Consider the following 24,814-nt stretch of genomic DNA (forward strand, 5'->3'; position numbering starts at 1 on the left):
GTAGAGTGCGTCCGGCTACCCTCAGGGGTGGCCGGGCGACTGGCCGCACCCCACTGGATCGAGAGCACGCTATGTTCCCTGAGAGTTTTACGTTTTCCATCGCCGACTGGGTCAACGGTTGGGTGGACTCGCTGGTCACCAACTACGGTGATGTGTTCCGGCATATCTCCGACACCCTGCTATGGGCCATCGTCAACCTGGAAGGCCTGCTGCGCGCAGCGCCCTGGTGGCTGATGCTCGCCATCGTCGGCGCCGTGGCCTGGCACGCCACGCGCAAGGTGGTGACCACGGCGGTGATCGTCGGTCTGCTGTTCCTGGTCGGCGCGGTCGGCCTGTGGGACAAGCTGATGCAGACCCTGGCCTTGATGCTGGTCGCCACGGTGATCTCGGTGCTGATCGGCATTCCGCTGGGCATCCTGTCGGCGCGCAGCAACCGCCTGCGTTCGGTGCTGATGCCGCTGCTCGACATCATGCAGACCATGCCCAGCTTCGTGTACCTGATCCCGGTGCTGATGCTGTTCGGCCTGGGCAAGGTCCCGGCGATTTTCGCCACGGTGATCTACGCCGCGCCGCCGCTGATTCGTCTCACCGACCTGGGCATTCGCCAAGTCGACGGCGAAGTCATGGAAGCTATAAACGCCTTCGGTGCCAACCGCTGGCAGCAACTGTTCGGTGTGCAACTGCCGCTGGCGCTGCCGAGCATCATGGCCGGCATCAACCAGACCACCATGATGGCGTTGTCGATGGTGGTAATCGCCTCGATGATCGGCGCCCGTGGCCTGGGTGAAGACGTACTTGTCGGCATCCAGACCCTCAACGTCGGGCGCGGCCTTGAAGCCGGCCTGGCAATTGTGATTCTCGCTGTGGTCATCGACCGCATTACCCAGGCCTATGGTCGTCCACGGCACGAGGCGAACAAATGACTACTGTCAGCAAAATCGAAGTCAAGAACGTCTTCAAGATCTTCGGCAATCGCGCCAGGGATGCGCTGGCCCTGATTGGTCAGGGCAAGACCAAGGACCAGGTGCTGGCCGAGACCGGTTGCGTGGTCGGCGTCAACGACCTGTCGCTGAGCATCGCCACCGGAGAGATCTTCGTGATCATGGGCTTGTCGGGCTCCGGCAAGTCGACCCTGGTGCGCCACTTCAACCGGCTGATCGACCCCACCAGCGGCGCGATCCTGGTGGACGGCGAAGATATCCTGCAATTGGACATGGAAGCCCTGCGCCAATTTCGTCGGCACAAGATCAGCATGGTGTTCCAGAGCTTCGGCCTGCTGCCCCACAAGAGCGTGCTCGACAACGTCGCCTACGGCCTCAAGGTGCGCGGCGAAACCAAGCAGGTGTGCGCCGAGCGCGCATTGCACTGGGTCGAAACCGTGGGCCTCAAGGGCTACGAAAACAAGTACCCGCACCAGCTATCCGGCGGCATGCGCCAGCGCGTCGGCCTGGCCCGCGCGTTGGCGGCGGATACCGACATCATCCTGATGGACGAGGCCTTCAGCGCCCTCGACCCGTTGATTCGCGCCGAGATGCAGGACCAGTTGCTGGAGCTGCAAAAGACCCTGCACAAGACCATCGTGTTCATCACCCACGACCTCGACGAGGCGGTGCGCATCGGTAACCGCATTGCGATCCTCAAGGACGGCAAGCTGATCCAGGTCGGCACCCCGCGCGAGATCCTGCATTCACCGGCGGATGAGTATGTGGATCGGTTTGTCCAGCGGCGGGCGGCGGTGGTCTGACCCGGTTTTTGTGGTGAACCGGCTGGCGCCATCGCGGGCAAGCCCGGCTCCCACAGTTGAACTGTGTGAACCCGATCAAATGTGGAGCTGGCTAGCCTGCGAAGAGGCCGGTAAGGCTGCACAAGAACTGAAGAAGGTACGAAGATGCCCCAGGCAACAACAATCATCATCGCCGACACCCCGCTACGCTGGCAGGACGTGGTCGCCGTCGCCCGCCACGGTGCATTGCTCGAACTCTCGGGCCAGGCTTGGGCGCGTATCGACAATGCCCAGGCCATCGTGCAACGCATCGTCACCAGCGGCGAGCGCGCCTATGGCGTGAACACCGGCCTGGGCGCCCTGTGCAATGTGTCGCTGCAAGGCGAGCAACTCAGCCAACTGTCGCGCAATACCCTGCTCAGCCATGCCTGCGGCGTCGGGCCGGTGCTCAGTGATGAGCAGACCCGCGCGATCATCTGCGCCGCCATCATCAACTACAGCCACGGCAAATCCGGGCTGCATCCGCAGGTGGTGCACGCGCTGCTGGCGCTGCTCAACCATGGCATCACGCCACAGGTGCCGTCCCAGGGTTCCGTGGGTTACCTGACCCATATGGCCCACGTTGGCGTGGCACTGCTCGGCGTCGGCAATGTCAGCTATCGCGGCCAGGTGGTGACAGCGCAAGCGGCATTGGCCGCCGAAGGTTTGCAGCCGGTGGTCCTGGGCGCCAAGGACGGCCTGTGCCTGGTCAACGGCACGCCGTGCATGACCGGCCTGAGCTGCCTGGCCCTGGCTGACGCGCATCACCTGCTGCAATGGGCCGACGTGATCGGCGCCATGAGTTTCGAAGCCCAGCGCGGCCAGATCGATGCCTTCGATGCGGAGATCATCGCGCTCAAGCCGCACCCTGGCATGCAACAAGTGGGCGCCAATTTGCGCGCCTTGCTCGATGGCAGCGAAGTGATCGCCAGCAGCAAAGGCATCCGCACCCAGGACGCCCTGAGCCTGCGCTCGATCCCGCAGATCCACGGCGCGGCCCGCGATCAGGTTGAACACGCGACCCGCCAGATCGAGACCGAACTCAACAGTGCCACCGACAACCCGTTGCTACTCGGCACGCCGGAGCATTACCGCGTCGTGTCCCAGGCCAACCCCCACGGGCAGTCCGTGGCGCTGGCGGCCGACCTGCTGGCGATCGCCATGGCCGAAATCGGCTCGGTGGCCGAACGGCGCCTTGACCGCCTGATCAACCCGCACGTCAGCGGCTTGCCGGCGTTCCTGGTCAGCAACCCTGGGGTCAATTCCGGGATGATGATCGTGCAGTACGTCGCCGCTTCGCTGTGCGCGCAGAACCGCCAGTTGGCGCAACCGGCGGTGCTCGACAACTTCGTCACCTCGGGCCTGCAGGAAGACCACCTGAGCATGGGCACCAATGCTGCGCTCAAGCTGCACCAACTGCTGGCCAACGTTACGCAGATCCTCGCTATCGAGTACTTGCTGGCGGCCCAGGCGTTCGAGTTCCTCAAGGACCAGCGCTTCGGCGCCGGCACCGACCGCGCCTGGCGCTTGCTGCGTGAAGGGGTCCCCGCTTACGAACAGGACCGCTGGCTGGCGCCGGATATTGCCAGCGCCGCCGACGTGATCAAAAACACTGCACTGCCGGATGTGCACTGAACGCTGATTTATTCAAAAGAAGTATTCACAAGAACAATTCACAAGGAGAACGAATGTGACTGCGCTAAACCTGACTCCAGGCCAACTGAGCCTCGCCCAACTGCGTGCCATCTACCAGCAGCCGGTAACCCTCAGCCTGGATGACAGCGCCACGGCGCAGATCGACGCCAGTGTGGCCTGCGTGGAGCAGATTCTCGCCGAGAACCGCACCGCCTACGGCATCAACACCGGTTTCGGCCTGCTGGCCTCGACCCGCATCGCCAGCGCCGACCTGGAAAACCTCCAGCGTTCCCTGGTGCTGTCCCATGCCGCCGGCGTCGGTGAGCCGATCAGCGACGCGCTGGTGCGCCTGGTCATGGTGCTCAAGGTCAACAGCCTGAGCCGTGGCTTCTCCGGGATTCGCCGCCAGGTGATCGACGCGCTGATCGCACTGATCAACGCCGAGGTCTACCCGCACATTCCGTTGAAAGGGTCGGTCGGTGCATCCGGCGACCTGGCGCCGTTGGCGCACATGTCCCTGGTGCTGCTGGGCGAAGGCAAGGCGCGCTACAAAGGTGAGTGGCTGGAGGCGCCCGAAGCGCTGAAAGTCGCCGGCCTCACGCCGCTGACCCTCGCCGCCAAGGAAGGCCTGGCGCTGCTCAACGGCACCCAGGTGTCGACTGCCTATGCCTTGCGTGGCCTGTTTGAAGGCGAAGATTTGTTCGCCGGCGCTTTGGTGTGCGGCGGCCTCACCGTCGAAGCCGTGTTGGGTTCGCGCTCGCCATTCGATGCGCGTATCCATGCCGCGCGCGGCCAGCGCGGGCAGATCGATTCCGCGGCGGCCTATCGCGAGCTGCTGGGCGAAAGCAGCCAGGTTTCCCAATCGCATCAGAACTGCGACAAGGTGCAGGACCCTTACTCCCTGCGCTGCCAGCCCCAAGTCATGGGCGCCTGCCTGACCCAGTTCCGCCAGGCTGCCGAGGTGCTGGTGGTGGAAGCCAACGCCGTGTCGGACAACCCACTGGTATTCGCGGCCGAAGGTGATGTGATCTCCGGCGGCAACTTCCACGCCGAACCGGTGGCCATGGCCGCCGATAACATGGCGTTGGCGATCGCTGAGATCGGCTCGCTGAGCGAGCGGCGTATCTCGCTGATGATGGACAAGCACATGTCGCAACTGCCGCCGTTCCTGGTCGGCAATGGCGGGGTCAACTCCGGTTTCATGATCGCTCAGGTGACGGCCGCCGCGCTCGCCAGCGAGAACAAGGCGCTGGCCCACCCCCATAGTGTCGACAGCCTGCCGACGTCGGCCAACCAGGAAGACCACGTGTCCATGGCCCCGGCGGCCGGCAAGCGCTTGTGGGAAATGGCCGAGAACACCCGTGGCGTTCTGGCGGTTGAATGGCTGGCAGCCTGCCAGGGCCTGGACCTGCGCGACGGCCTGAAAACCTCGCCTGTGCTTGAACAGGCACGCGGCATCCTGCGCGACAAAGTGGCGTTCTACGACAAGGACCGTTTCTTCGCCCCGGACATCATCGCCGCCAGCGAACTGCTCGCCAGCCGCTGTCTGAATGAGCTGGTGCCGGCCAAGTTGCTGCCAAGCCTGTAACCCCTGTGGGAGCTGCCTGCGATAGCTATCTGTCAGTTGATACATGTGTGACTGATACACCGCCATCGCAGGCAAGCCAGCTCCCACATTTGATCTTCTGCGGATTCAATTTTTCTCGGGATAAAAATAACTAGGGAAGAGAAATGCACCAGCAAGAAAAGGGTTTGAAACGCGGCCTGAGCGCCCGACATATTCGCTTCATGGCCCTCGGTTCCGCGATCGGCACCGGGCTGTTCTACGGCTCCGCCTCCGCCATCCAGATGGCCGGCCCCGCCGTGCTGCTGGCCTACCTGATCGGCGGCGCAGCGGTGTTCATGGTGATGCGCGCCCTCGGCGAGATGGCCGTGCACAACCCGGTAGCGGGTTCCTTTGGCCAGTACGCCAGCACCTACCTGGGGCCCATGGCCGGTTTTATCCTCGGTTGGACCTACGCCTTTGAAATGATCATCGTCTGCCTGGCCGATGTCACCGCCTTCGGCATCTACATGGGCTTCTGGTTTCCCGAGGTCGCCCGCTGGGTCTGGGTGCTCGGCATCGTGTTTTTGATCGGCGGCCTGAACCTGTGCAACGTCAAGGTGTTTGGCGAGATGGAGTTCTGGCTGTCGCTGCTCAAGGTCGGCGCGATTGTGGCGATGATCCTCGGTGGCTTCGGCATCATGCTGTTCGGCATTCATTCGGCGGGGGAAACCCAAGCCAGCGGCCTCAGCAACCTGTGGGCCCACGGCGGCTTCATGCCCAACGGCATCGGCGGCCTGATCGCTTCGTTCGCGGTGGTGATGTTCGCGTTTGGCGGCATCGAAATCATCGGCATCACCGCCGGCGAAGCCAAGGACCCGCAGCGTGTGATCCCCAAGGCGATCAATGCGGTGCCGCTGCGTATCCTTTTGTTCTATGTGCTGACCCTGTTTGTGCTCATGGCCATTTATCCGTGGCCGCAGATCGGCAACCAGGGCAGCCCGTTTGTGCAAATCTTCAGCAACCTGGGCATAGGTTCGGCGGCGACCATCCTCAATATCGTGGTGATCTCGGCGGCGGTCTCGGCCATCAACAGCGACATCTTCGGCGCTGGCCGCATGATGTACGGCCTGGCCCAGCAAGGGCAGGCACCCAAGGGCTTTGCACAGTTGTCCAGACACGGCGTGCCGTGGATGACCGTGCTGGTGATGGGCGCGGCGTTGCTGGGCGGCGTGGTGCTCAACTACCTGATCCCGGAAAACGTATTCCTGCTGATCGCCTCGATTGCCACCTTCGCCACCGTGTGGGTGTGGCTGATGATCCTGTTCACCCAGGTTGCCATGCGCCGCTCCATGACCAGGGAACAGGTGGCCGAGCTGAAATTCCCGGTGCCGTTCTGGCCCTATGCGCCTGCGGCCGCCATCGTATTCATGCTGTTCGTATTTGGCGTGCTGGGTTACTTCCCGGATACCCAGGCCGCCTTGCTGGTCGGTGCCGTGTGGATCGTGCTGCTGGTCGTTGCTTACCTGTTGTGGGTCAAACCCGCTGCCGGGCAAGCGGCCAAGGTTCATTACGATTCGGCTTTGTCTCATCGATAATTTTGGGAGGTGTTGATGAACACCCTTTGGCAACACTGCCACGTCGCAACCATGGCCCACGGCAACTACTCGATTATCGAGGACGCCGCCATGGTGACCGCCGGTTCGCTCATCGAGTGGATCGGCCCCCGCAGCCAGCTACCCACGGCGGATTACGCCCAGGTGCATGACCTGCAAGGCGCGTGGGTCACGCCCGGGCTGATCGACTGCCACACGCACACGGTGTTTGGCGGTAACCGCAGCGGCGAATTCGAGCAACGTCTGCAAGGCGTGAGCTACGCCGAAATCGCGGCCAAGGGCGGCGGTATCGCCAGCACCGTGCGTGCAACCCGTGCCGCGACTGAAGATGAGCTGTTCGTCAGTGCTGAAAAACGCTTGCGCAGTCTGTTGCGCGACGGTGTTACTACCGTGGAGATCAAGTCCGGCTACGGCCTGGACCTGGTCAATGAGCGCAAGATGCTGCGGGTGGCGCGGCGTCTCGGCGAAACGCTGCCGGTCAGCGTGCGTGCCACGTGCCTGGCGGCCCACGCGTTGCCGCCGGAGTACAAGGACCGCGCCGACGACTACATCGAGCACATTTGCGCCGAGATGCTGCCCGCATTGGCAGCAGAAGGGCTGGTGGACGCGGTGGATGCCTTCTGCGAATACCTGGCGTTTTCCACCGAGCAGGTGGAGCGCGTGTTCAAAGTGGCCCGGCAACTGGGCCTGCCGGTGAAGCTGCACGCCGAGCAACTTTCGTCGTTGCACGGCTCCAGCCTGGCCGCGCGGTACCACGCGTTGTCGGCGGATCACCTGGAATTCATGACCGAGGAAGACGCCATCGCCATGGCCGCCGCCGGCACCGTCGCGGTATTGCTGCCGGGCGCGTTCTACTTCCTGCGTGAAACTCAAGTGCCGCCGATGGAGGCCCTGCGCAAGCACGGGGTGAAGATCGCCATCGCCAGCGACCTCAACCCTGGCACCTCGCCGGCCTTGTCGGTGCGCCTGATGCTCAACATGGCCTGCACCCTGTTCCGCATGACCCCGGAAGAAGCCCTGGCCGGCGCCACGCAACATGCGGCCACCGCGCTGGGCATGGGCGACACCCATGGCTCCCTGGAAGCCGGCAAGGTCGCCGATTTCGTGGCCTGGCAGATTGATCGCCCCGCCGACCTGGCTTACTGGCTGGGTGGCGAGCTGGATAAACGCGTCGTGCGCCACGGCGTCGACGTCACTGTTTAAACTGCCTTGTGAATAAGGAGACTGTTGTGGATAAGGTCCTGAACTTCAAACAAGGCCGCGTGCCGCTGCTGATCAGCATGCCCCACGCCGGCCTGCGCCTCACGCCTGCGGTCGAGGCCGGGCTGATCGCCGAGGCGCAAAGCCTGCCGGACACCGACTGGCACATCCCCACGCTGTATGACTTTGCCCAAGGGCTGGGCGCCAGCACCCTGGCGGCGGAGTACTCGCGGTTCGTCATCGACCTGAACCGGCCGTCCGATAACAAGCCGCTCTACGCGGGGGCCACCACCGGCCTGTATCCGGAGACGCTGTTCGACGGCGTGCCGTTGTTTCGCGAGGGGCAGACCCCGAGCGAGACCGAACGCGCCAGTTACCTGCAGAAGATCTGGGGCCCCTATCACCGCACGCTGCAGGAAGAACTCGCCCGCCTCAAGGCCGAGTTCGGTTATGCGTTGCTGTTCGATGCGCACTCGATCCGCTCGGTGATCCCGCACCTGTTCGACGGCAAGCTGCCGGACTTCAACCTCGGTACCTTTAATGGCGCGGCGTGTGATCCTGAACTGGCCAGCCAGTTGGAAGCTATCTGCGCCGCGCATTCGCAGTACACCCATGTGTTGAACGGGCGCTTCAAGGGCGGCCACATCACTCGGCACTATGGTGATCCGGCGCAGGACATCCACGCGGTGCAGCTGGAGTTGTGCCAGAGCATTTACATGGAAGAGGTTGAGCCATTTCGCTATCGCCCGGATCTGGCCGAGCCGACGCGCGTGGTGTTGAAGCAGTTGGTGGAAGGGTTGCTGGCCTGGGGCCGGAAGCACTACCGGTAGTCTTTGGTGCTGCTGCAATAGCTTTCGCGAGCAAGCCCGCTCCCACATTGACGCGTTCAACCATGAGAATGCGGTCAAATGTGGGAGCGGGCTTGCTCGCGAAGACGGCCTCACAGTCGCCGCAGTGCAACTGCCGGTCGCCACAGGTCGTGTTGCCCAAGGCCTCACTGGGTAAGGTTGTGAACTGAAAACCGCCGAGTGAGCCGCCACCCATGAGAAAACTGTTGTTGACCCTCACCGGCGCCGCATTGTTCAGTGCGCAAGCCATGGCAGCCGAACCGGCCTCTTGCAAGAACATCCGCATGGGGGTGGTCAGCTGGACTGACGTAGTCGCCACTTCCGGCATGGCCGACGTGCTGCTCAATGGCCTGGGTTACAACAGCAAACAGACCAGCGCCGTGCAGCAAATCATCTTTGCCGGCATCCGCGACAAGCGCCTGGATATCTTCCTCGGCTACTGGAAACCGGCGATGGACAACAACATCGCGCCGTTCCTGGCGGCCAAGCAGGTCAAGGTATTAGCCGCCCCGAGCCTCGCCGACGCCCAGGCCACCCTGGCCGTACCCCAGTACGTGGCCGATGCGGGCCTGAAGACCTTCGCCGACATTGCCCGTTTCAAGGACAAATTGGGCGGCAAGCTCTATGGCATCGAGCCCGGCAGCGGCGCCAACACCGATATCCAGAACATGATCGACACCAACCGCTTCGGCCTTGGCGGCTTCAAACTGGTTGCCTCGGGTGAAGCAGGGATGCTGGCCGCTGTGCAGCGAGCGGTGAACCGCAAGGAATTCGTGGTGTTCGTTGGCTGGACCCCGCACCCGATGAATATCAACATGAACATGGCCTACCTCACCGGCAGCGAAGGCGTGTTCGGCCCCGACGAAGGCCGGGCCACCGTCTCCACCGTCACCGCGCCGGACTTTGCCGAGCGCTGCCCCAATGCCAACCGCTTGCTGGAAAACCTCACCTTCACCGCCGCCCAGGAAAGCCAACTGATGGTACCGATCATGGAGCGTGAATCGCCCCAGGACGTGGCCAAGCAATGGCTGCGCGATCATCCTGAGGATTTGCAGCGCTGGCTCAAAGGCGTAACGGCGTTCAACGGCGAGGACGGCATGGCCGCCGTACAGGCCAGCCTCGAACTCTGAGTCGAACACTCCAGCCAGAACAACACCGGACACCTGTGGGAGCCGGGCTTGCCCGCGATGGCGGTGGGCCAATCACCGGACATGTCGGCTGAAAGGTCGCTATCGCAGGCAAGCCAGCTCCCACATTGAATCCCGGCGCTCAGGAGATTCGTGCATGTACCCGATTTCTGCGCAACTTGCGGCCTTCGTCGCCCAAACCGAGTCTTTCACCAGTGACGACGCCTCGCCGGCCGCCCTGCGCCAGAACTACAACCGCATGTGCCAGGCCTTCACCCCGCCCATGCCTGAGACTTTGCGCGTATCTGACTTTTCACTTGCCGGCGTGGATGTGCGTAGTTATCTCCCCGACGGCCCCGCCCCGACGGCGGGCTGGCCATGCCTTCTCTATATACACGGCGGCGGCTGGGTCGTTGGCGGCCTGGACTCCCACGACTTCATCTGCTTCGAGCTGGCCGCTGCGTTGCACATACTGGTCATCGCCGTCGATTACCGGCTGGCTCCCGAACACCCGTTCCCGGCCGCCTATCAGGATTGTCGCGCCGTATGGCAGGCCATCCACGCCGGGCATGGGCCACATGCCATCAACCTGCAGCGCCTGTTGGTGGCGGGCGACAGCGCGGGCGGCAATCTGGCGGCGGCGTTGTGCCTGGGCTTGCGCGACGACGGGCAACCGCAGCCTCGGGCCCAGGTTTTGATTTACCCCGCGTTGGGCGGCTCCTGCGACTTGCCGTCGCGGCGTGACTGCAGGGACGCGCCATTGCTCAGCAGCGCTGACAGCGACGCTTACCTGGCGCTGTACCTGTCGGGTAGCGACAAACCGTCGCCCTACTCCTTGCCCCTGCTGGCCGAAAATTTCTGCGGCTTGCCCAAGGCCTTCATCGCCGTGGCCCAGTTCGACCCGTTGCGCGACGACGGCATGCTCTACGCCGAACGCTTGCAGATGGCCGGCGTTGCCACCGTGCTTCACCCCGGCGAAGGTCTGATCCACGGCTGCCTGCGGGCGAGGCACCAGGTGCCCGAGGTGGACCGGCTCTACGATGACCTGTTGAATTACCTGAGGAACGAAGGGCTGATACAGGTCTAAGCGCTCAAGAACATGCTCATTGCACAATTCGGGTTTATAGTGCCAAACGGCAAAATAAAAGACGTCCCCCCAGGGATGAACCCGACCCCCTACGGAGCGCGCAATGCAGACTTGGTACCCGCAGATCAAACCCTACGCCCGGCATGATCTGGCAGTCGATGACACCCACACGCTGTACGTCGATGAAAGTGGCTCCCCCGAAGGCTTGCCCGTCGTATTCATCCATGGTGGTCCTGGCTCCGGTTGTGATGCCCAGAGCCGCTGCTATTTCGACCCGAACCTGTACCACATCGTCACGTTCGACCAGCGTGGCTGCGGACGCTCCACCCCCCGCGCCAGCCTGGAAAACAACACCACCTGGGACCTGGTCGCCGACCTTGAGCGCATCCGCGAGCACTTGGGCATCGAGAAATGGGTGCTGTTCGGCGGTTCCTGGGGCTCGACCCTGGCCCTGGCCTACGCGCAAACCCACCCGGAGCGCGTGCACGGCCTGATCGTGCGCGGTATTTTCCTGGCGCGCCCGCAGGATATCGAATGGTTCTACCAGTCCGGCGCGAGCCGCCTGTTCCCGGATTACTGGCAGGACTACATCGCGCCGATCCCTGTCGAGGAGCGCCACGACATGATCGCGGCCTACCACAAGCGCCTCACCGGCAACGACCAGATCGCCCAGATGCACGCGGCCAAGGCCTGGTCGGGCTGGGAAGGGCGCATGCTCGGCCTGTGCCCGAGCCCGCAGCACGTGGAGCGGTTTTCCGAGCCGCAGCGCGCCCTGTCCATCGCGCGGATCGAGTGCCACTACTTCACCAACAACTCTTTCCTGGAGCCCAATCAGCTGATCCGCGACATGCACAAGATCGCCCATCTGCCTGGCGTCATCATTCATGGGCGCTACGATATGATCTGCCCGCTGGACAACGCCTGGGAGTTGCACCAGGCCTGGCCCAACAGCGAGCTGCAGGTGATTCGCGAAGCCGGCCATGCGGCGTCCGAACCCGGCATCACCGATGCCCTGGTGCGTGCGACCAGCGAAATGGCGCGGCGCTTGCTCGACCTGCCGCCAGAAGAAGCATGAAGGGCCTGTTGCAACGGGTGCGAAGCGCCCGGGTCGAGGTAGCGGGCGAAATCGTCGGGGCGGTCGACCAGGGACTGCTGGTGCTGGTGGCCGTCGAACCTTCAGATACGCCCGAGAGTGCCGACAAACTGTTGCACAAGCTGCTGAATTACCGGGTTTTCAGCGACGACGAAGGCAAGATGAACCTGTCGTTGAAGGACATTGACGGCGGTTTGTTGCTGGTCTCGCAGTTCACGCTGGCGGCGGACACCAAAAGCGGGCTGCGGCCGAGCTTCTCCACAGCGGCCCCGCCGGCCCTGGGAGCGGCGCTTTTTGATCACTTGCTGTTACAAGCGCAACAATTGCATGGCAAGGTGGCGTCGGGGCGTTTTGGCGCCGATATGCAGGTGCATTTGGTCAATGACGGGCCTGTCACCTTCCTCCTACAGACGTGAATGTATTGAAAACGACTTTAAATGCCTAAAAACGCAGGGTTTCGCTACAAATACTTCGTTATCCCTGATGCGTTGTTTCGCGGGCTACTAGATAATCGCGCGCTACGGTGATCAGCGTTGTTTGGTCCAATTTTGACTTAGGTAGAGACTTGTCCGACGACCGATGGGGAATCATTTTGCCCCGCAAGAGTCGGAACAATGCTCGCCAACCTGGCATATAGATAGCTGGCCGTTGGTTTTTTGATCTGTTTTCGGCGAGGGTTGCTCGTGATTGTTAGTCCCTGTAATGCACCAAAATTGTCTGCCAAACGGTTACGAAACGCACTGGTGACGGGCTCTGCCCTGTTTTGCCTGTTCGGCGCGGGTCAACTGTGGGCATTCAGTCTGGATGATGTGTCGGCCAAGGCGAAAGAGCTGGCCGGGCAGAAATACGAAGCTCCGCGCAGCAATCTGCCGAACGAATTCCGCGAAATGAAATTCGCGGACTACCAGAAGATTCGTTTCCGCAACGAAAAAGCCGAGTGGGCCGATCAGAACACGCCGTTCAAGCTGTCCTTCTATCACCAGGGTATGCATTTCGATACGCCGGTGAAAATCAACGAAGTGACCGCCGACAGCGTCCAGGAAATCAAATACGACCCGTCGCGTTTCGATTTCGGCGACGTGAAGTTTGATCCAAAAGCCACCGAACAGCTGGGTTATGCCGGTTTCCGTGTGCTGTACCCGATCAACAAGGGCGACAAGCAAGACGAAATCATGACCATGCTCGGCGCCAGCTATTTCCGCGTCGTGGGCAAAGACCAGGTCTATGGCCTGTCCGCCCGTGGCATGGCGATCGATACCGCGCTGCCGTCCGGTGAAGAATTCCCGCGGTTCACCGAGTTCTGGATCGAACGTCCAAAGCCGGGTGACAAGCACCTGGTGATCTTCGCCCTGTTGGACTCGCCGCGCGCTACCGGTGCTTATCGCCTGATCCTGCGCCCGGGCACCGACACGGTCGTCGACGTGAAATCCCAGATGTTCCTGCGCGACAAGGTCAGCAAGCTGGGCGTTGCCCCGCTGACCAGCATGTTCCTGTTCGGCGCCAACCAGCCGTCCAAGGTCCTCAACTACCGTCGCGAACTGCACGACTCCAGCGGCTTGTCGATCCATGCCGGTAACGGTGAGTGGATCTGGCGCCCACTGAACAACCCTAAACACCTGTCGGTCAGCAATTTCAGCGTCGAAAACCCGCGCGGTTTCGGCCTGCTGCAGCGTGGCCGCAACTTCAGCCACTACGAAGATCTGGACGACAACTACGACAAGCGCCCAAGCGCCTGGATCGAGCCCGAAGGCGATTGGGGCAAGGGTTCTGTCGATCTCGTCGAGATCCCGACCGCCGATGAAACCAACGACAACATCGTTGCCTTCTGGAGCCCGGAAAAACTGCCGGAAGTCGGCCAGCCACTCGACGTAGCCTATCGCCTGCACTGGACCCTGGATGACGCAGCGTTCCATTCGCCGGACAGTGCCTGGGTCAAGCAGACCCTGCGCTCCACCGGTGACGTCAAGCAGTCCAACCTGATCCGTCAACCGGATGGCAGCGTCGCGTACCTGGTGGACTTCGAAGGCCCGTCCCTGAAAAAACTGCTGCCGGACGCTCCGGTGCGCAGCCAGGTGAGTGTCGGTGACAATGCTGAACTCGTTGAAAACAGCGTGCGTTACAACGAACACACCAAAGGCTGGCGCCTGACCCTGCGCATGAAGATCAAGGACGCAGGCAAGCCGACCGAGATGCGTGCGGCGCTGGTGCAGGATATTCCTCAGCCTGAGCCTGAAAGCGCCTCGACCCATGTGCTCAAGGCCGACAAAGTCCTGGCCAAGCAGCACGAGAAACAGGCCAAGAAAGACGCCAAGGACAAGGAAGCCAAGCAGCCAGAAGCTGTCCCAGCCACGCCGGAGCCGATCAAGACCGAACAAGTCCTGACCGAGACCTGGAGCTATCAGTTGCCTGCCGATGAGTAATTCCCAAGTAACGCCCGAGACTCTGTCCGAGTATCTGGCGCATCTTCCGATGACCGCTGAGCAGCGCGCCGAACTGGCGGGCTGCTCATCCTTCAGCGAATTGCACGAGCGCTTGTCGTCGAAGGCATTCGACGCACCTGCCGATGCCGCCCAGGCCTCGGTGGGTCGGCGCTTGACCCTCAACACCGCCGAAGAGCTGCAAGACGCCGAAATGCTGGCGCTCGACGCCAGTGGCCGTGTGTGCCTGAAGGCCACGCCGCCGATTCGGCGTACCCGCGTGGTACCGGAGCCGTGGCGCACCAATATCCTGGTGCGCGGCTGGCGCCGTATTACCGGGCGCAGCAACCCGCCGAAACCGCCGAAGGACGAACGGGTATTGCCGGCCGCGCGCTGGCGCACCGTCGGTTCGATCCGCCGCTACATCCTGCTGGTGCTGATGCTTGGCCAGACCATCGTGGCTGGCTGGTACATGAAAGGCATCATGCCGTACCAGGGCTGGTCGCTGGTCGACTTCGACGAGATCCGCAACCAGACCCTGCTGCAAACCGCGACCCAGGTACTGCCCTACGCCCTGCAAACCAGCATCCTGATCATGTTCGGGATCTTGTTCTGCTGGGTGTCGGCGGGTTTCTGGACCGCGTTGATGGGCTTCCTGGAGTTGCTCACCGGTCATGATAAATACCGGATTTCCGGTAAAAGTGCCGGCGACGAACCGATTCCGAAAGACGCCCGCACCGCGCTGGTGATGCCGATCTGCAACGAAGACGTGCCCCGGGTATTCGCCGGTCTGCGCGCCACGTTCGAATCGGTGGCCGCCACCGGTGACCTGGATCGCTTCGACTTCTTCGTGCTCAGCGACAGTAATGACGCCGATATCTGCATCGCCGAGCAGCAAGCCTGGCTCGACGTGTGCCGTGAAGCCGGTGGTTTCGGCAAGATCTTCTATCGCCGTCGTCGCCGTCGCGTAAAGCGCAAGAGCGGCAACCTCGACGACTTCTGCCGTCGCTGGGGCGGTGACTACAAATACATGGTCGTGCTCGACGCCGACAGCGTCATGAGCGGCGAGTGCCTGACCAGCCTGGTGCGCCTGATGGAAGCCACGCCGGACGCCGGGATTATCCAGACCGCGCCACGTGCGTCGGGCATGGACACCCTGTATGCGCGCATGCAGCAGTTCGCCACGCGCGTATACGGCCCGCTGTTCACCGCCGGCCTGCACTTCTGGCAGTTGGGTGAATCCCACTACTGGGGTCACAACGCGATCATCCGCATGAAGCCGTTTATCGAGCACTGCGCCCTGGCGCCGTTGCCGGGTAAAGGCGCGTTTGCCGGCTCCATCCTGTCCCACGACTTCGTTGAAGCAGCGCTGATGCGCCGTGCCGGCTGGGGCGTATGGATTGCCTATGACCTGCCGGGCAGCTACGAAGAGTTGCCGCCGAACCTGCTGGACGAACTCAAGCGTGACCGTCGCTGGTGCCACGGCAACCTGATGAACTTCCGCCTGTTCCTGGTCAAGGGCATGCACCCGGTGCACCGCGCGGTGTTCCTGACCGGCGTGATGTCCTACCTGTCGGCGCCGTTGTGGTTCCTGTTCCTGGTGCTGTCCACGGCCTTGCTGGCGGTGAACACGCTGATGGAACCGCAGTACTTCATGGCCCCGCGCCAGTTGTACCCGCTGTGGCCGCAATGGCATCCGGACAAGGCGGTGGCGCTGTTCTCCACCACCATCGTGCTGCTGTTCCTGCCTAAACTGCTGAGCATCATCCTGATCTGGGCCAAGGGCGCGAAAGAGTTCGGCGGCAAGTTCAAGGTGACGATGTCGATGCTGCTGGAGATGCTGTTCTCCATGCTGCTGGCACCGGTGCGGATGATTTTCCACACCCGCTTCGTGCTCGCGGCGTTCCTTGGCTGGGCCGCCACCTGGAACTCGCCCAAGCGTGACGACGACTCGACCACCTGGGGCGAAGCGTTCAAGCGTCACGGCACCCAGACCCTGCTTGGCTTCGTGTGGGCGCTGCTGGTGGTGTGGTTGAACCCGAGCTTCCTGTGGTGGCTGGTGCCAATCGTCGGTTCGCTGATGCTGTCGATCCCGGTATCGGTGATTTCCAGCCGCGTGAACCTGGGCCTGAAGTCGCGCGACGCGAGCCTGTTCCTCATCCCTGAGGAATACAACCCGCCGCAGGCGTTGCTGTCCACCGACAAGTACACCCACGAAAACCGTTGGCACGCGCTGCACGACGGCTTTGTGCGCTCGGTGGTCGACCCGCAGCAGAACGCCCTGGCCTGTGCCCTGGCGACTTCGCGTCACGGTAAAGCCGAGCCGATCGAGTACCTGCGTGCCGAGCGCGTGCGTCATGCGTTGAAAGTCGGCCCTGCCGGCCTCAACAACGCAGAGCGCGTGGCCTTGCTCAGCGATCCGGTCGCCCTGGCCCGTCTGCATGAGCAGGTCTGGAGCGAAGGTCACCCCGAGTGGCTTGCCGCCTGGCGCGACTCGATCAAGGCTGACCCGCACGCGCCGTTGCTGCCGCTGCAACCGCAATTGGCCCTGGCCCAACCGGCCTGATTCAGACACCCCCGAGGGCTCACCTCGGGGGTGTTTGACGCCGCGGTCCTACAGCGTCCCCTGCGCTTTCCGCGCCGCCCTAACCCCTTGTTATTTCGAAACAAAAGACCCGCGCCCGAGGTGTATTGCCGTGCCTGCCGCTGAGTTAGCATCGCCCCGAATTTGACTTGGCCACGGGGATATTCATGAGCAAGGGCTTTTGTTCGGCGCTGCTGATAAGCGCTGTCGCATTGATTCACATGGGCCTCGCGCAGGCGGGCGCGATTGACGACGCCGTTCGGCGTGGCGTGCTGAAAGTCGGCACCACGCCCACCTACGTTCCTTTCGAAATGACGGATAAACAGGGGCACATCGTCGGCTTCGAAATCGACCTGCTCAAGGTCATGAGCCAAGCGCTCGGGGTGGAGCTGGAGTTGGTCGTGGTGCCTTACACCGAGTTGGTGGCGGGGTTGCTGGCAAAAAAATTCGACCTGATCGGCAGCGGCATGACCGTCACCCAGGAGCGCAACCTCAAGCTGAACTTCAGCGATTCGTTCATCGTGGTCGGCCAGTCGGTGCTGTTGCACCCGCGCCTTGCGGGCAAGGTCAGCAGTGTCGAAGACCTGGACGACGCCAGCTACCGGATCGCAACCACCGAAGGCACCACCGGTGAGTCAGCCGCGCAACGGTTCCTGGGCGCGGCCCGGCTCAGCACCTTTGCAACGCCGGAGGAGGGCGTGCGCCAAGTGGTGCTGGGCCAGGCCGATGCCTTCATTCATGACGCGCCCTATAACCTGATCGCCTTGAGCCGCCCGGAAAACGGCGCGCTGCTGACGCTCGAGCAACCCTTCACCTTTGAGCCGCTGGCCTTCGGCTTGAAGAAAGGCGATTTCGACAGCCTCAACTGGATCAACCATTTTCTCAATCAGGTCGCCCAGGACGGGACCTACGATCACCTTCACGACAAGTGGTTCAGGGACACCGCCTGGATGAAAGAAATCGATTGAAAGTCATAACTGCTTACACATCAATCCGTTGCGGCCGCCCTTGGCGCGCGCGTCTACGCCTGCGTTCTGCCGCACCTTTGTGGGGCTTTTCCGGCATACGCTGATAACAAATAGCCGTGAAACCTTTGTGGCACGAGACGAGTGGGTTAGGATCGCACCCCGAAATGGTGCAGCCCTTTTTGCGCGCCGACCTTACAAGAATCGTTCAGGGGACTTGATGATGAAAAAGTATCTTTCGATGCTGCTGCTTGGCGTCACCGCGCTGGTCGCAGCCAACGCGGCCCAGGCCGGTGCGATCGATGATGCGGTCAAGCGCGGCACGCTCAAGGTCGGCATGGACCCGACCTACATGCCGTTCGAAATGACCGACAAGCGCGGTGAAATCATCGGTTTTGAAGTGGACATCCTCAAGGCCATGGCCAAGTCCATGGGCGTCAAGCTGGAGCTGGTGTCCACCGGCTACGACGGCATCATCCCGGCCTTCCTGACGGGCAAGTTCGACATGATCGGCAGCGGCATGACCCTGACCCAGGAGCGCAACCTGCGCCTGAACTTCAGCGAACCCTTCATCGTGGTCGGCCAGACCCTGCTGATTCGCAAGGAGCTGGAAGGCACCATCAAGTCCTATAAAGACCTGAACGACGAGAAATACCGCCTCACCTCCAAGCTCGGCACCACCGGTGAGATGGTCGCCAAGAAGCTGATCTCCAAGGCCAAGTACCACGGCTACGACAACGAGCAGGAAGGCGTGCTGGACGTGGTCAACGGCAAGGCCGATGCCTTTGTGTATGACGCGCCGTACAACGTGGTGGCCGAGAAGAAAGTCGGCAACGGCAAGCTGGTGTTTCTGGAAGAACCGTTCACCTTCGAGCCGCTGGCGTTCGGCCTGAAGAAAGGCGACTACGACAGCGTCAACTTCATCAACAACTTCCTGCACCAGATCAAGAACGACGGCACCTACGATCGCATCCATGACAAGTGGTTCAAGAGCGCCGAGTGGCTCAAGGACATGGAATAAGTTTGGCGAGAGACCGAGTCGCGCCCTTCGCGAGCTTCGCGAGCAAGCCCGCTCCCACATTTTGACCGCATTCTCATGTTGGAACTGGGTCAAATGTGGGAGCGGGCTTGCTCGCGAAGACGGCATGACAGGCGATACAAATCCTGGAACTTGAAATGAAACAGAAAAAAGCCCAATGGCCCTGGCACCTGCTGACCGTGGTCGTGCTGGTCGGCCTGGCGGGCGCCTTGTACTACGCCACGTCGCTGATGTCCTACGAATGGCGCTGGAACCGCGTCCCGCAGTATTTCGCCTATCAGGCTGAAGAGGCCCAGCGGGCGGCGGATATCTCGACCGTGATCGAGCTGGTGCGCAAAGGTGACGTGGCCGAAGTCACCCTGCGCAACGACGCGGGCGCCGAGCAAAAGGTGACGGTCGCCGACAACAGCCTGCAAGTGGCGCGCGGCGATGACGTGGCCGAAGGCGATGTGATCGGCGTCAACCGCCACTGGGCGCTGGGCCCGCTGATGTGGGGCTTGTGGACCACGCTGTGGCTGTCGGTGGTGTCCGGCATCCTTGGCCTGGCGATCGGCTTGGCGACCGGCCTGTGCCGTTTGTCGAGCAACCCGACCCTGCGCGATCTGTCGACGATCTACGTCGAACTGGTAAGGGGCACGCCGTTATTGGTGCAGATTTTCATTTTCTATTTCTTCATCGGCACGGTGCTCAACCTGTCCCGGGAGTTCGCCGGGATCGCCGCGCTGTCGCTGTTCACCGGCGCGTATGTGGCGGAGATTGTGCGCGCTGGGGTGCAATCCATCACCCGTGGCCAGGACGAGGCCGCCCGATCCCTGGGCTTGAGCGCCAGCCAGTCGATGCGCCATGTGGTGCTGCCGCAGGCGTTCAAGCGCGTGCTGCCGCCGCTGGCCGGGCAATTCATCAGCCTGGTGAAAGACACCTCGCTGGTCTCGGTGATTGCGATCACCGAACTGCTCAAAAGCGGCCGCGAAGTGATCACCACTTCGTTTTCGCCGTTTGAGATCCTATTCTGTGTGGCAGGCCTGTACCTGCTGATCAACCTGCCGCTGTCGAAAATGGCCAGCCGGCTTGAGCGGAGGCTCGCGCAAAGTGATTGAAGTCCGCGATCTGGTAAAAGTCTTCGATACCCGTGGCCATGTGGTCCGCGCGGTTGACCACGTCAGCACCAGGGTGGCGAAGGGCGAAGTGCTGGTCGTGATCGGCCCGTCCGGCTCCGGCAAATCTACGTTCCTGCGTTGCCTCAATGGGCTGGAGGAATTCGACTCAGGGTCGGTGAGCATCGACGGTCTGCAACTGGCTGACCCGAAGACCGACGTCAACGCTTATCGCCGTGAAGTCGGCATGGTGTTCCAGCATTTCAACCTGTTCCCCCACATGACCGTGCTGGAAAACCTGTGCCTGGCGCAAAAGGTCGTGCGCAAACGCGGCAAGCAAGAGCGCGAAGCCAAGGCCCTGGCGCTGCTGGAGAAGGTCGGCATTGCACAGAAGGCCAATGAATTTCCATCGCGTCTGTCCGGCGGCCAGCAGCAGCGTGTCGCGATTGCCCGCGCATTGGCAGTGGAGCCCAAGGTGATGCTGTTTGACGAGCCCACCTCGGCGCTGGACCCGGAAATGGTCGGCGAAGTGCTGGATGTGATGAAGGCCCTGGCCCTGGAAGGCATGACCATGGTCTGCGTCACCCACGAGATGGGCTTTGCCCGTGAAGTGGCCGACCGTGTGCTGTTCTTCGACCATGGCAAATTGCTGGAAGACGCGGCGCCGGCCGCGTTCTTCGCGGCACCCAAAGACCCGCGGGCCCAGGCCTTCCTGCGTCAGGTCCTATAACCTGAACTTGCCGACCAGGGCCTGCAGATCCAGGCTCAACTTCGTCAACTGAACGCTGGCGGCCGCGGTTTCCTCACTGGCGGTCGCGGTCATTTGCGACACGTCCCGCACCTTCATGACGCTGCGATTGATTTCCTCGGCCACGGCACATTGCTGCTCGGCGGCCGCGGCAATCTGCGGGTTCATTTCCTGGATGATCGAGACCCTGAGGATAATCGCCGCCAATGCATCGCCGACATCGCGGCTCAGGTCGACGCTGTAGTCGGTCAAGGCGCGGCTGCCGTCCATGATATCCGCCACCTGCCGGGTGCCGGTGTGCAGCCCGCTGATCAGTCCCTCGATTTCTTCCGCCGACTCCTGAGTGCGCTGGGCAAGGCTGCGTACTTCATCGGCGACCACGGCAAACCCTTCGCCTGCGGCTCCTGCACGCGCGGCTTCAATGGCGGCGTTAAGGGCCAGCAGGTTGGTCTGTTGCGACACCGACTTGATCACGTCCAGCACGCCGCCGATTTTCTGGCTCTCGCGTTGCAAGGCAATCATCGCCTGGCTGGCGCGCGCCATTTCATGGGCCAGATGGCCAATTTGTTCCACGGCTTGCCCCACGACCTGGTCGCCGGCGGTGGCCTGCTGATCGGCCTCATTGGCCGCCTTTGAGGCTTCTTCGGCATGTCGTGCGACCTCCTGGGCGGTGGCGAGCATTTCGTTCATCGCGGTCGCCACCTGGTCGGTTTCATCCTTCTGGTTGCTGATGCCCGCGCGGGTCTGCTCGGTGACGCTCGACAGCTGTGTGGCGGCGCTGGCGATCTGCCGGGCGCTGTCACCGATGCCGCTGATCAGCCTGCGCAGGTTGCGGGTCATGTCGCCGATGGTTTGCTGCAATTGGCCTAGCTCGTCTTTGCGCTCAACCTGTATGTCGTGGCTGAGATCGCCCTGCGCGATACGGTTGGCCCAGGCCAGCACTTGGCGCAGCGGCATCGCGATCTGCCGGGCGATCCACCAGGCCGCCAGGGTGCCGAGCAACAGGGCTGCGGCTGTGACGCTGATAAGCAGGGTCCGGGTCTGGTGGGCTTCCCTGTCGCGCTTGAGGGTCTGGCCCTGGCTCACGGTTTCGCTGTGTTCAAGCAGTTGGTTGAGTTGCTGTTCAAACCGGTTCTGCGCGGTTTCGGTGTTGAGTTGAGCTTCCTTGAGCGTTATCAACTGCGCGCGATAGTTCGCCAGGTCGGTTTTTAGCAAGGTTGAGTCGGCGGGCAGGCTGGTCACGGCGGCCTGAGCGACGTCCAGGGCGTCGAGGGCATTGCCGACCGCTTCGGCATAGGCTTGCAACGAATCGGCGCCCCAGGCAGGGCTTTGGGCCTTATCCTCGGCTTGCTCCATGGCTTGGCGCAGGTTTTCGATGGCATCCAGCGCCTTCTGGTCTTGCTGATCAGGCAATTCGCTGGCCAGTTGTGCGAGGGTGTCACTGGCCTGCAGTGCGGTTGCATGGAGTGGCGGGCGAATGCTGTCGCGCTGTTCGATCAACGGCGGCAACTCGACGAGCGCCGCTTTGAAATCATCGACAAGGCGTTCCGCCGCTTGAATGCGCTGCAGGTCGCCTGGGTCTTTCAGGTGGGTGGCTAGATAACCCAGATGCTGGTCGATGGTTTCGATCTGCCGGGTCATCTTGCCCAGGCTGGCGGCGTCGGTGAGGGTGCGGTAAACGATGCGGTCGGCGCGCATAGCCTCCGCGACCGCCGTCAATTGGCCCAGGGCCGACAGGTTGCTTGAGCGAAAAATTACCTGGTTCAAGGCCTGCCAGCCGGTCACGGCAATGACCAGACTGAGGATCAGCACCTGACCGAAGCCCAGGGTGAGTTTGATGCGGACGCTGGCATTGGCCAGCAAGCGGGTCAGCCGAGGAAACATGGGGAACCTCCAGATCTGAAAAAGCGTGTCGACTAACGCTAAATCGATTCGGAGGGATGGCGGGCTGATAACTACGTAGGAATTTTCACAAGTTGCGGCGGCCGAGAGTGGCCGCCGCGTAGGAATGTTCAGATGCGGAAGCGCCCGACCAGGGTCTGCAGGTAGATGCCCAGGCGCGCCAGCTCCGCGCTGGAGGCGGCGGTTTCTTCACTGGCCGCCGAGGTTTGCTCCGACACATCGCGCACGTTCAGCACGCTGCGGTTGATCTCTTCGGCCACCGCGCTTTGCTGTTCGGCGGCGGTGGCGATCTGCGAGTTCATCGCCTGGATGGTCGAGACCGTGCGGGTGATGTTCGCCAGGGCGCTGCCGGCACGGCGGGTCAGCTCGACGCTGCTGTCGGTCAGGCCACGGCTGTTGTCCATGATGGTTGCGACCTGCTGGGTGCCGTTTTGCAGGCCGACGATCAGCTCTGCGATTTCCTCGGTGGACTTCTGTGTACGCTGGGCCAGGCTGCGCACTTCATCGGCCACCACGGCGAAGCCACGCCCGGCTTCACCGGCACGCGCGGCTTCAATGGCGGCATTGAGGGCCAGCAGGTTGGTTTGCTGGGCCACCGACTTGATCACGTCGAGCACGCTGCCGATCTTGTCGCTTTCGCGCTTGAGGTCGCCCATGGCAACTGTGGAGTTGCCCACTTCGGTGGCCAGGCGTTCGATCTGGGCGATGGCTTCGCCGACCACCTTGTCGCCCTCCCGAGCCTGCTGGTCGGCAGCCACGGCGGCTTCGGAGGCCTCCTCGGCGTTGCGCGCCACTTCCTGCACGGTGGCGGCCATTTCGTTCATGGCGGTGGCGACCTGGTCGGTCTCGATCTTCTGGTTGTTGACCCCGGCGCTGGTCTGCTCGGTGACGGCGGACAATTGCTCGGCGGCGCTGGCGATCTGAGTGACGCCTTCGCTGATACCGCCGATCAGCTCACGCAGGCCGACCGTCATGTTTTGCATGGCGCGTTGCAACTGGCCCAGTTCGTCCTGGCGCTCGGAGATCAGGTTGTGGCTCAGGTCGCCCGAGGCGACGCGCTCGGCCACGTTGAGCGTCTGCGCCAGCGGGACGATGATCTGCCGGGTGATGACCCAGGCGGCAACCAGGCCGAAAATCAGCGCCAGTACCGCAGCCAGCAACAACAGTTGCCTGGCGTTCGCAGCATCCGAATCACGCACCATGGTTTGCGAAAGGGTCAGCTTGTTACTGCGGTCCAGCAGCAGGTCGCCTTGGGCGCTCATGATTTTCAGCGCGGCGGCGTTGGCCACCTGAGAGTCGCGGTATTGGCTGACCGCCGCGCGATAGGCTTGCAGCGACACGCTGGCCTGTTGCAGGTTGGTCGAATATTGTTCAGGGAGTTGGCCGTTCAGAGCGGTGATTTTTTTCAGGGCGTTATCGATGGCGTCCAGCGCGGGTTGTTCGGCCTCGACCTTGCCGCTGTAGGTATAGCCGCGCACCTGGAACCGGGCTTGCTGGATCAGTTTGCTCAACTCGACGACGCTGTTGAACTGGCTGACGCTGTCGCCCTGCAGCAGGGCTTTTTCGACTTCACCGACCTTTTGCACCGCGTTGTCGGCGGTATCGCCCAATTTGCTGCGAGCGTTTTCTCGATTGGCCCCGGCCTGGACCATGGCGTCGAACGCGCGCTTGTACTGGTCGATTGCGGCCAACTGGTCATCGATCAAGGCAATATCGGCGGGCTGCTCAATCAGCGTGCGCGCTGTCTTCAGGCCGCTGTCCAGCTTGCCGATGTACTCATTGACCGCCGCCGGGCCTTGCTCGCCACGGCGCATTTCGAAGTCCAGGCGCACGATGCGCAAGTCCTTGCTCAGGTCGTTGAGGCTGGCGATATAACCCAGCTTGTCCCCGCGGCTGATCACGCCGGAGAGTCCGGTCCAGCCGGTGAAGGTGATCATCAGCGTGAGCAGCAACACCAGGCCAAAGCCTACGCCCAGCTTGGTTTTGACGCTGACATTCCCCAGCTTTTCGGCTAACCAACGATACATGCTGCAAACTCCCCTGGAACAAGGCTTGGACTTATTCAAAGCTTGTCGGCAGCAGCGCGGAATTCTGTAGCGACATACTTCCCCTGTGGGAGCTGGCTTGCCTGCGAGAGTCTACACATCCCTGTAG

General features: G+C 62.4%; 19 protein-coding genes. 17 read left to right on the forward strand and 2 right to left on the reverse strand.

Annotated elements, in window-relative coordinates:
- Nucleotides 1-71 precede the first annotated feature (71 nt).
- From H0Z09_RS03885 to H0Z09_RS03965, 17 genes are all read left to right on the forward strand, one after another.
- The gene (locus tag H0Z09_RS03885; protein WP_076951684.1) at nucleotides 72-923 is read left to right on the forward strand and encodes a proline/glycine betaine ABC transporter permease; all 852 of its coding nucleotides are present in this window, start codon (nucleotides 72-74) and stop codon (nucleotides 921-923) included.
- On the forward strand, nucleotides 920-1,744 hold the full coding sequence (locus H0Z09_RS03890) for a glycine betaine/L-proline ABC transporter ATP-binding protein (protein WP_186687532.1): 825 nt from the start codon (nucleotides 920-922) through the stop codon (nucleotides 1,742-1,744). Before H0Z09_RS03885 ends, H0Z09_RS03890 begins: the two co-directional genes overlap by 4 nt.
- A gap of 144 nt (nucleotides 1,745-1,888) precedes the next feature.
- The gene (gene hutH / locus H0Z09_RS03895; protein WP_186687534.1) at nucleotides 1,889-3,397 is read left to right on the forward strand and encodes a histidine ammonia-lyase; all 1,509 of its coding nucleotides are present in this window, start codon (nucleotides 1,889-1,891) and stop codon (nucleotides 3,395-3,397) included.
- Between the two features lie 55 nt (nucleotides 3,398-3,452).
- The gene (hutH, locus tag H0Z09_RS03900) at nucleotides 3,453-4,985 is read left to right on the forward strand and encodes a histidine ammonia-lyase (RefSeq protein WP_186687536.1); all 1,533 of its coding nucleotides are present in this window, start codon (nucleotides 3,453-3,455) and stop codon (nucleotides 4,983-4,985) included.
- A 143-nt stretch (nucleotides 4,986-5,128) separates the two neighbouring features.
- Nucleotides 5,129-6,538, forward strand: coding sequence for an amino acid permease (locus H0Z09_RS03905; RefSeq protein ID WP_186687538.1), 1,410 nt, complete (start codon nucleotides 5,129-5,131; stop codon nucleotides 6,536-6,538).
- 15 nt (nucleotides 6,539-6,553) lie between these two features.
- Nucleotides 6,554-7,759: an imidazolonepropionase gene (gene hutI / locus H0Z09_RS03910; protein WP_186687541.1), complete on the forward strand. Its 1,206-nt coding sequence runs from the start codon at nucleotides 6,554-6,556 to the stop codon at nucleotides 7,757-7,759.
- A 26-nt stretch (nucleotides 7,760-7,785) separates the two neighbouring features.
- Nucleotides 7,786-8,586 carry an N-formylglutamate deformylase gene (gene hutG, locus H0Z09_RS03915; protein ID WP_186687544.1) on the forward strand — a complete coding sequence of 267 codons (801 nt, stop codon included), beginning with the start codon at nucleotides 7,786-7,788 and terminating at the stop codon, nucleotides 8,584-8,586.
- 212 nt (nucleotides 8,587-8,798) lie between these two features.
- Nucleotides 8,799-9,734, forward strand: coding sequence for a choline ABC transporter substrate-binding protein (gene choX, locus H0Z09_RS03920; protein WP_186687555.1), 936 nt, complete (start codon nucleotides 8,799-8,801; stop codon nucleotides 9,732-9,734).
- Between the two features lie 154 nt (nucleotides 9,735-9,888).
- Nucleotides 9,889-10,818 (forward strand): alpha/beta hydrolase, encoded by a 930-nt coding sequence (locus H0Z09_RS03925; RefSeq protein WP_186687557.1) that lies wholly within the window; start codon nucleotides 9,889-9,891, stop codon nucleotides 10,816-10,818.
- Nucleotides 10,819-10,921: 103 nt separating this feature from the next.
- Nucleotides 10,922-11,893: a prolyl aminopeptidase gene (pip, locus tag H0Z09_RS03930; protein ID WP_186687559.1), complete on the forward strand. Its 972-nt coding sequence runs from the start codon at nucleotides 10,922-10,924 to the stop codon at nucleotides 11,891-11,893.
- Nucleotides 11,890-12,327: a D-aminoacyl-tRNA deacylase gene (gene dtd, locus H0Z09_RS03935; RefSeq protein WP_186687561.1), complete on the forward strand. Its 438-nt coding sequence runs from the start codon at nucleotides 11,890-11,892 to the stop codon at nucleotides 12,325-12,327. Before pip ends, dtd begins: the two co-directional genes overlap by 4 nt.
- A gap of 267 nt (nucleotides 12,328-12,594) precedes the next feature.
- The gene (locus tag H0Z09_RS03940; RefSeq protein ID WP_346656776.1) at nucleotides 12,595-14,331 is read left to right on the forward strand and encodes a glucan biosynthesis protein G; all 1,737 of its coding nucleotides are present in this window, start codon (nucleotides 12,595-12,597) and stop codon (nucleotides 14,329-14,331) included.
- The gene (gene mdoH, locus H0Z09_RS03945; protein ID WP_186687568.1) at nucleotides 14,324-16,894 is read left to right on the forward strand and encodes a glucans biosynthesis glucosyltransferase MdoH; all 2,571 of its coding nucleotides are present in this window, start codon (nucleotides 14,324-14,326) and stop codon (nucleotides 16,892-16,894) included. The genes H0Z09_RS03940 and mdoH overlap by 8 nt, the downstream gene beginning before the upstream one ends.
- A gap of 185 nt (nucleotides 16,895-17,079) precedes the next feature.
- A complete protein-coding gene (locus tag H0Z09_RS03950; RefSeq protein WP_186687571.1) occupies nucleotides 17,080-17,880 on the forward strand; it encodes a transporter substrate-binding domain-containing protein in 801 nt (266 codons plus the stop codon).
- Between the two features lie 220 nt (nucleotides 17,881-18,100).
- A complete protein-coding gene (locus H0Z09_RS03955) occupies nucleotides 18,101-18,898 on the forward strand; it encodes a transporter substrate-binding domain-containing protein (protein WP_186687574.1) in 798 nt (265 codons plus the stop codon).
- Between the two features lie 155 nt (nucleotides 18,899-19,053).
- The gene (locus H0Z09_RS03960; RefSeq protein WP_186687577.1) at nucleotides 19,054-20,013 is read left to right on the forward strand and encodes an amino acid ABC transporter permease; all 960 of its coding nucleotides are present in this window, start codon (nucleotides 19,054-19,056) and stop codon (nucleotides 20,011-20,013) included.
- The gene (locus tag H0Z09_RS03965; protein WP_186687580.1) at nucleotides 20,006-20,740 is read left to right on the forward strand and encodes an ATP-binding cassette domain-containing protein; all 735 of its coding nucleotides are present in this window, start codon (nucleotides 20,006-20,008) and stop codon (nucleotides 20,738-20,740) included. Before H0Z09_RS03960 ends, H0Z09_RS03965 begins: the two co-directional genes overlap by 8 nt.
- On the opposite strand, the gene H0Z09_RS03970 is transcribed toward H0Z09_RS03965, so the two are convergent.
- Together H0Z09_RS03970 and H0Z09_RS03975 are read right to left on the reverse strand one after the other, a co-directional pair.
- On the reverse strand, nucleotides 20,735-22,642 hold the full coding sequence (locus H0Z09_RS03970) for a methyl-accepting chemotaxis protein (protein ID WP_186687587.1): 1,908 nt from the start codon (nucleotides 22,640-22,642) through the stop codon (nucleotides 20,735-20,737). The two genes, H0Z09_RS03965 and H0Z09_RS03970, sit on opposite strands and share 6 nt — an antisense overlap.
- Before the next feature lie 128 nt (nucleotides 22,643-22,770).
- Entirely contained in the window at nucleotides 22,771-24,687 is a 1,917-nt protein-coding gene (locus H0Z09_RS03975; protein ID WP_186687597.1) for a methyl-accepting chemotaxis protein, read from the reverse strand.
- Between the last annotated feature and the right edge of the window lie 127 nt (nucleotides 24,688-24,814).

This window comes from Pseudomonas sp. SWRI18, assembly GCF_014268345.1.
Classification (GTDB): domain Bacteria; phylum Pseudomonadota; class Gammaproteobacteria; order Pseudomonadales; family Pseudomonadaceae; genus Aquipseudomonas; species Aquipseudomonas cedrina.

Coding starts and splice junctions, on each gene's coding strand:
- choX (WP_186687555.1), top strand. CDS start 8,799: ATGAGAAAACTGTTGTTGACCCTCACCGGCGCCGCATTGTTCAGTGCG.
- H0Z09_RS03925 (WP_186687557.1), top strand. CDS start 9,889: ATGTACCCGATTTCTGCGCAACTTGCGGCCTTCGTCGCCCAAACCGAG.
- H0Z09_RS03950 (WP_186687571.1), top strand. CDS start 17,080: ATGAGCAAGGGCTTTTGTTCGGCGCTGCTGATAAGCGCTGTCGCATTG.
- H0Z09_RS03885 (WP_076951684.1), top strand. CDS start 72: ATGTTCCCTGAGAGTTTTACGTTTTCCATCGCCGACTGGGTCAACGGT.
- pip (WP_186687559.1), top strand. CDS start 10,922: ATGCAGACTTGGTACCCGCAGATCAAACCCTACGCCCGGCATGATCTG.
- H0Z09_RS03955 (WP_186687574.1), top strand. CDS start 18,101: ATGAAAAAGTATCTTTCGATGCTGCTGCTTGGCGTCACCGCGCTGGTC.
- H0Z09_RS03970 (WP_186687587.1), bottom strand. CDS start 22,642: ATGTTTCCTCGGCTGACCCGCTTGCTGGCCAATGCCAGCGTCCGCATC.
- H0Z09_RS03975 (WP_186687597.1), bottom strand. CDS start 24,687: ATGTATCGTTGGTTAGCCGAAAAGCTGGGGAATGTCAGCGTCAAAACC.
- hutI (WP_186687541.1), top strand. CDS start 6,554: ATGAACACCCTTTGGCAACACTGCCACGTCGCAACCATGGCCCACGGC.
- H0Z09_RS03905 (WP_186687538.1), top strand. CDS start 5,129: ATGCACCAGCAAGAAAAGGGTTTGAAACGCGGCCTGAGCGCCCGACAT.
- H0Z09_RS03960 (WP_186687577.1), top strand. CDS start 19,054: ATGAAACAGAAAAAAGCCCAATGGCCCTGGCACCTGCTGACCGTGGTC.
- hutH (WP_186687534.1), top strand. CDS start 1,889: ATGCCCCAGGCAACAACAATCATCATCGCCGACACCCCGCTACGCTGG.
- mdoH (WP_186687568.1), top strand. CDS start 14,324: ATGAGTAATTCCCAAGTAACGCCCGAGACTCTGTCCGAGTATCTGGCG.
- dtd (WP_186687561.1), top strand. CDS start 11,890: ATGAAGGGCCTGTTGCAACGGGTGCGAAGCGCCCGGGTCGAGGTAGCG.
- H0Z09_RS03890 (WP_186687532.1), top strand. CDS start 920: ATGACTACTGTCAGCAAAATCGAAGTCAAGAACGTCTTCAAGATCTTC.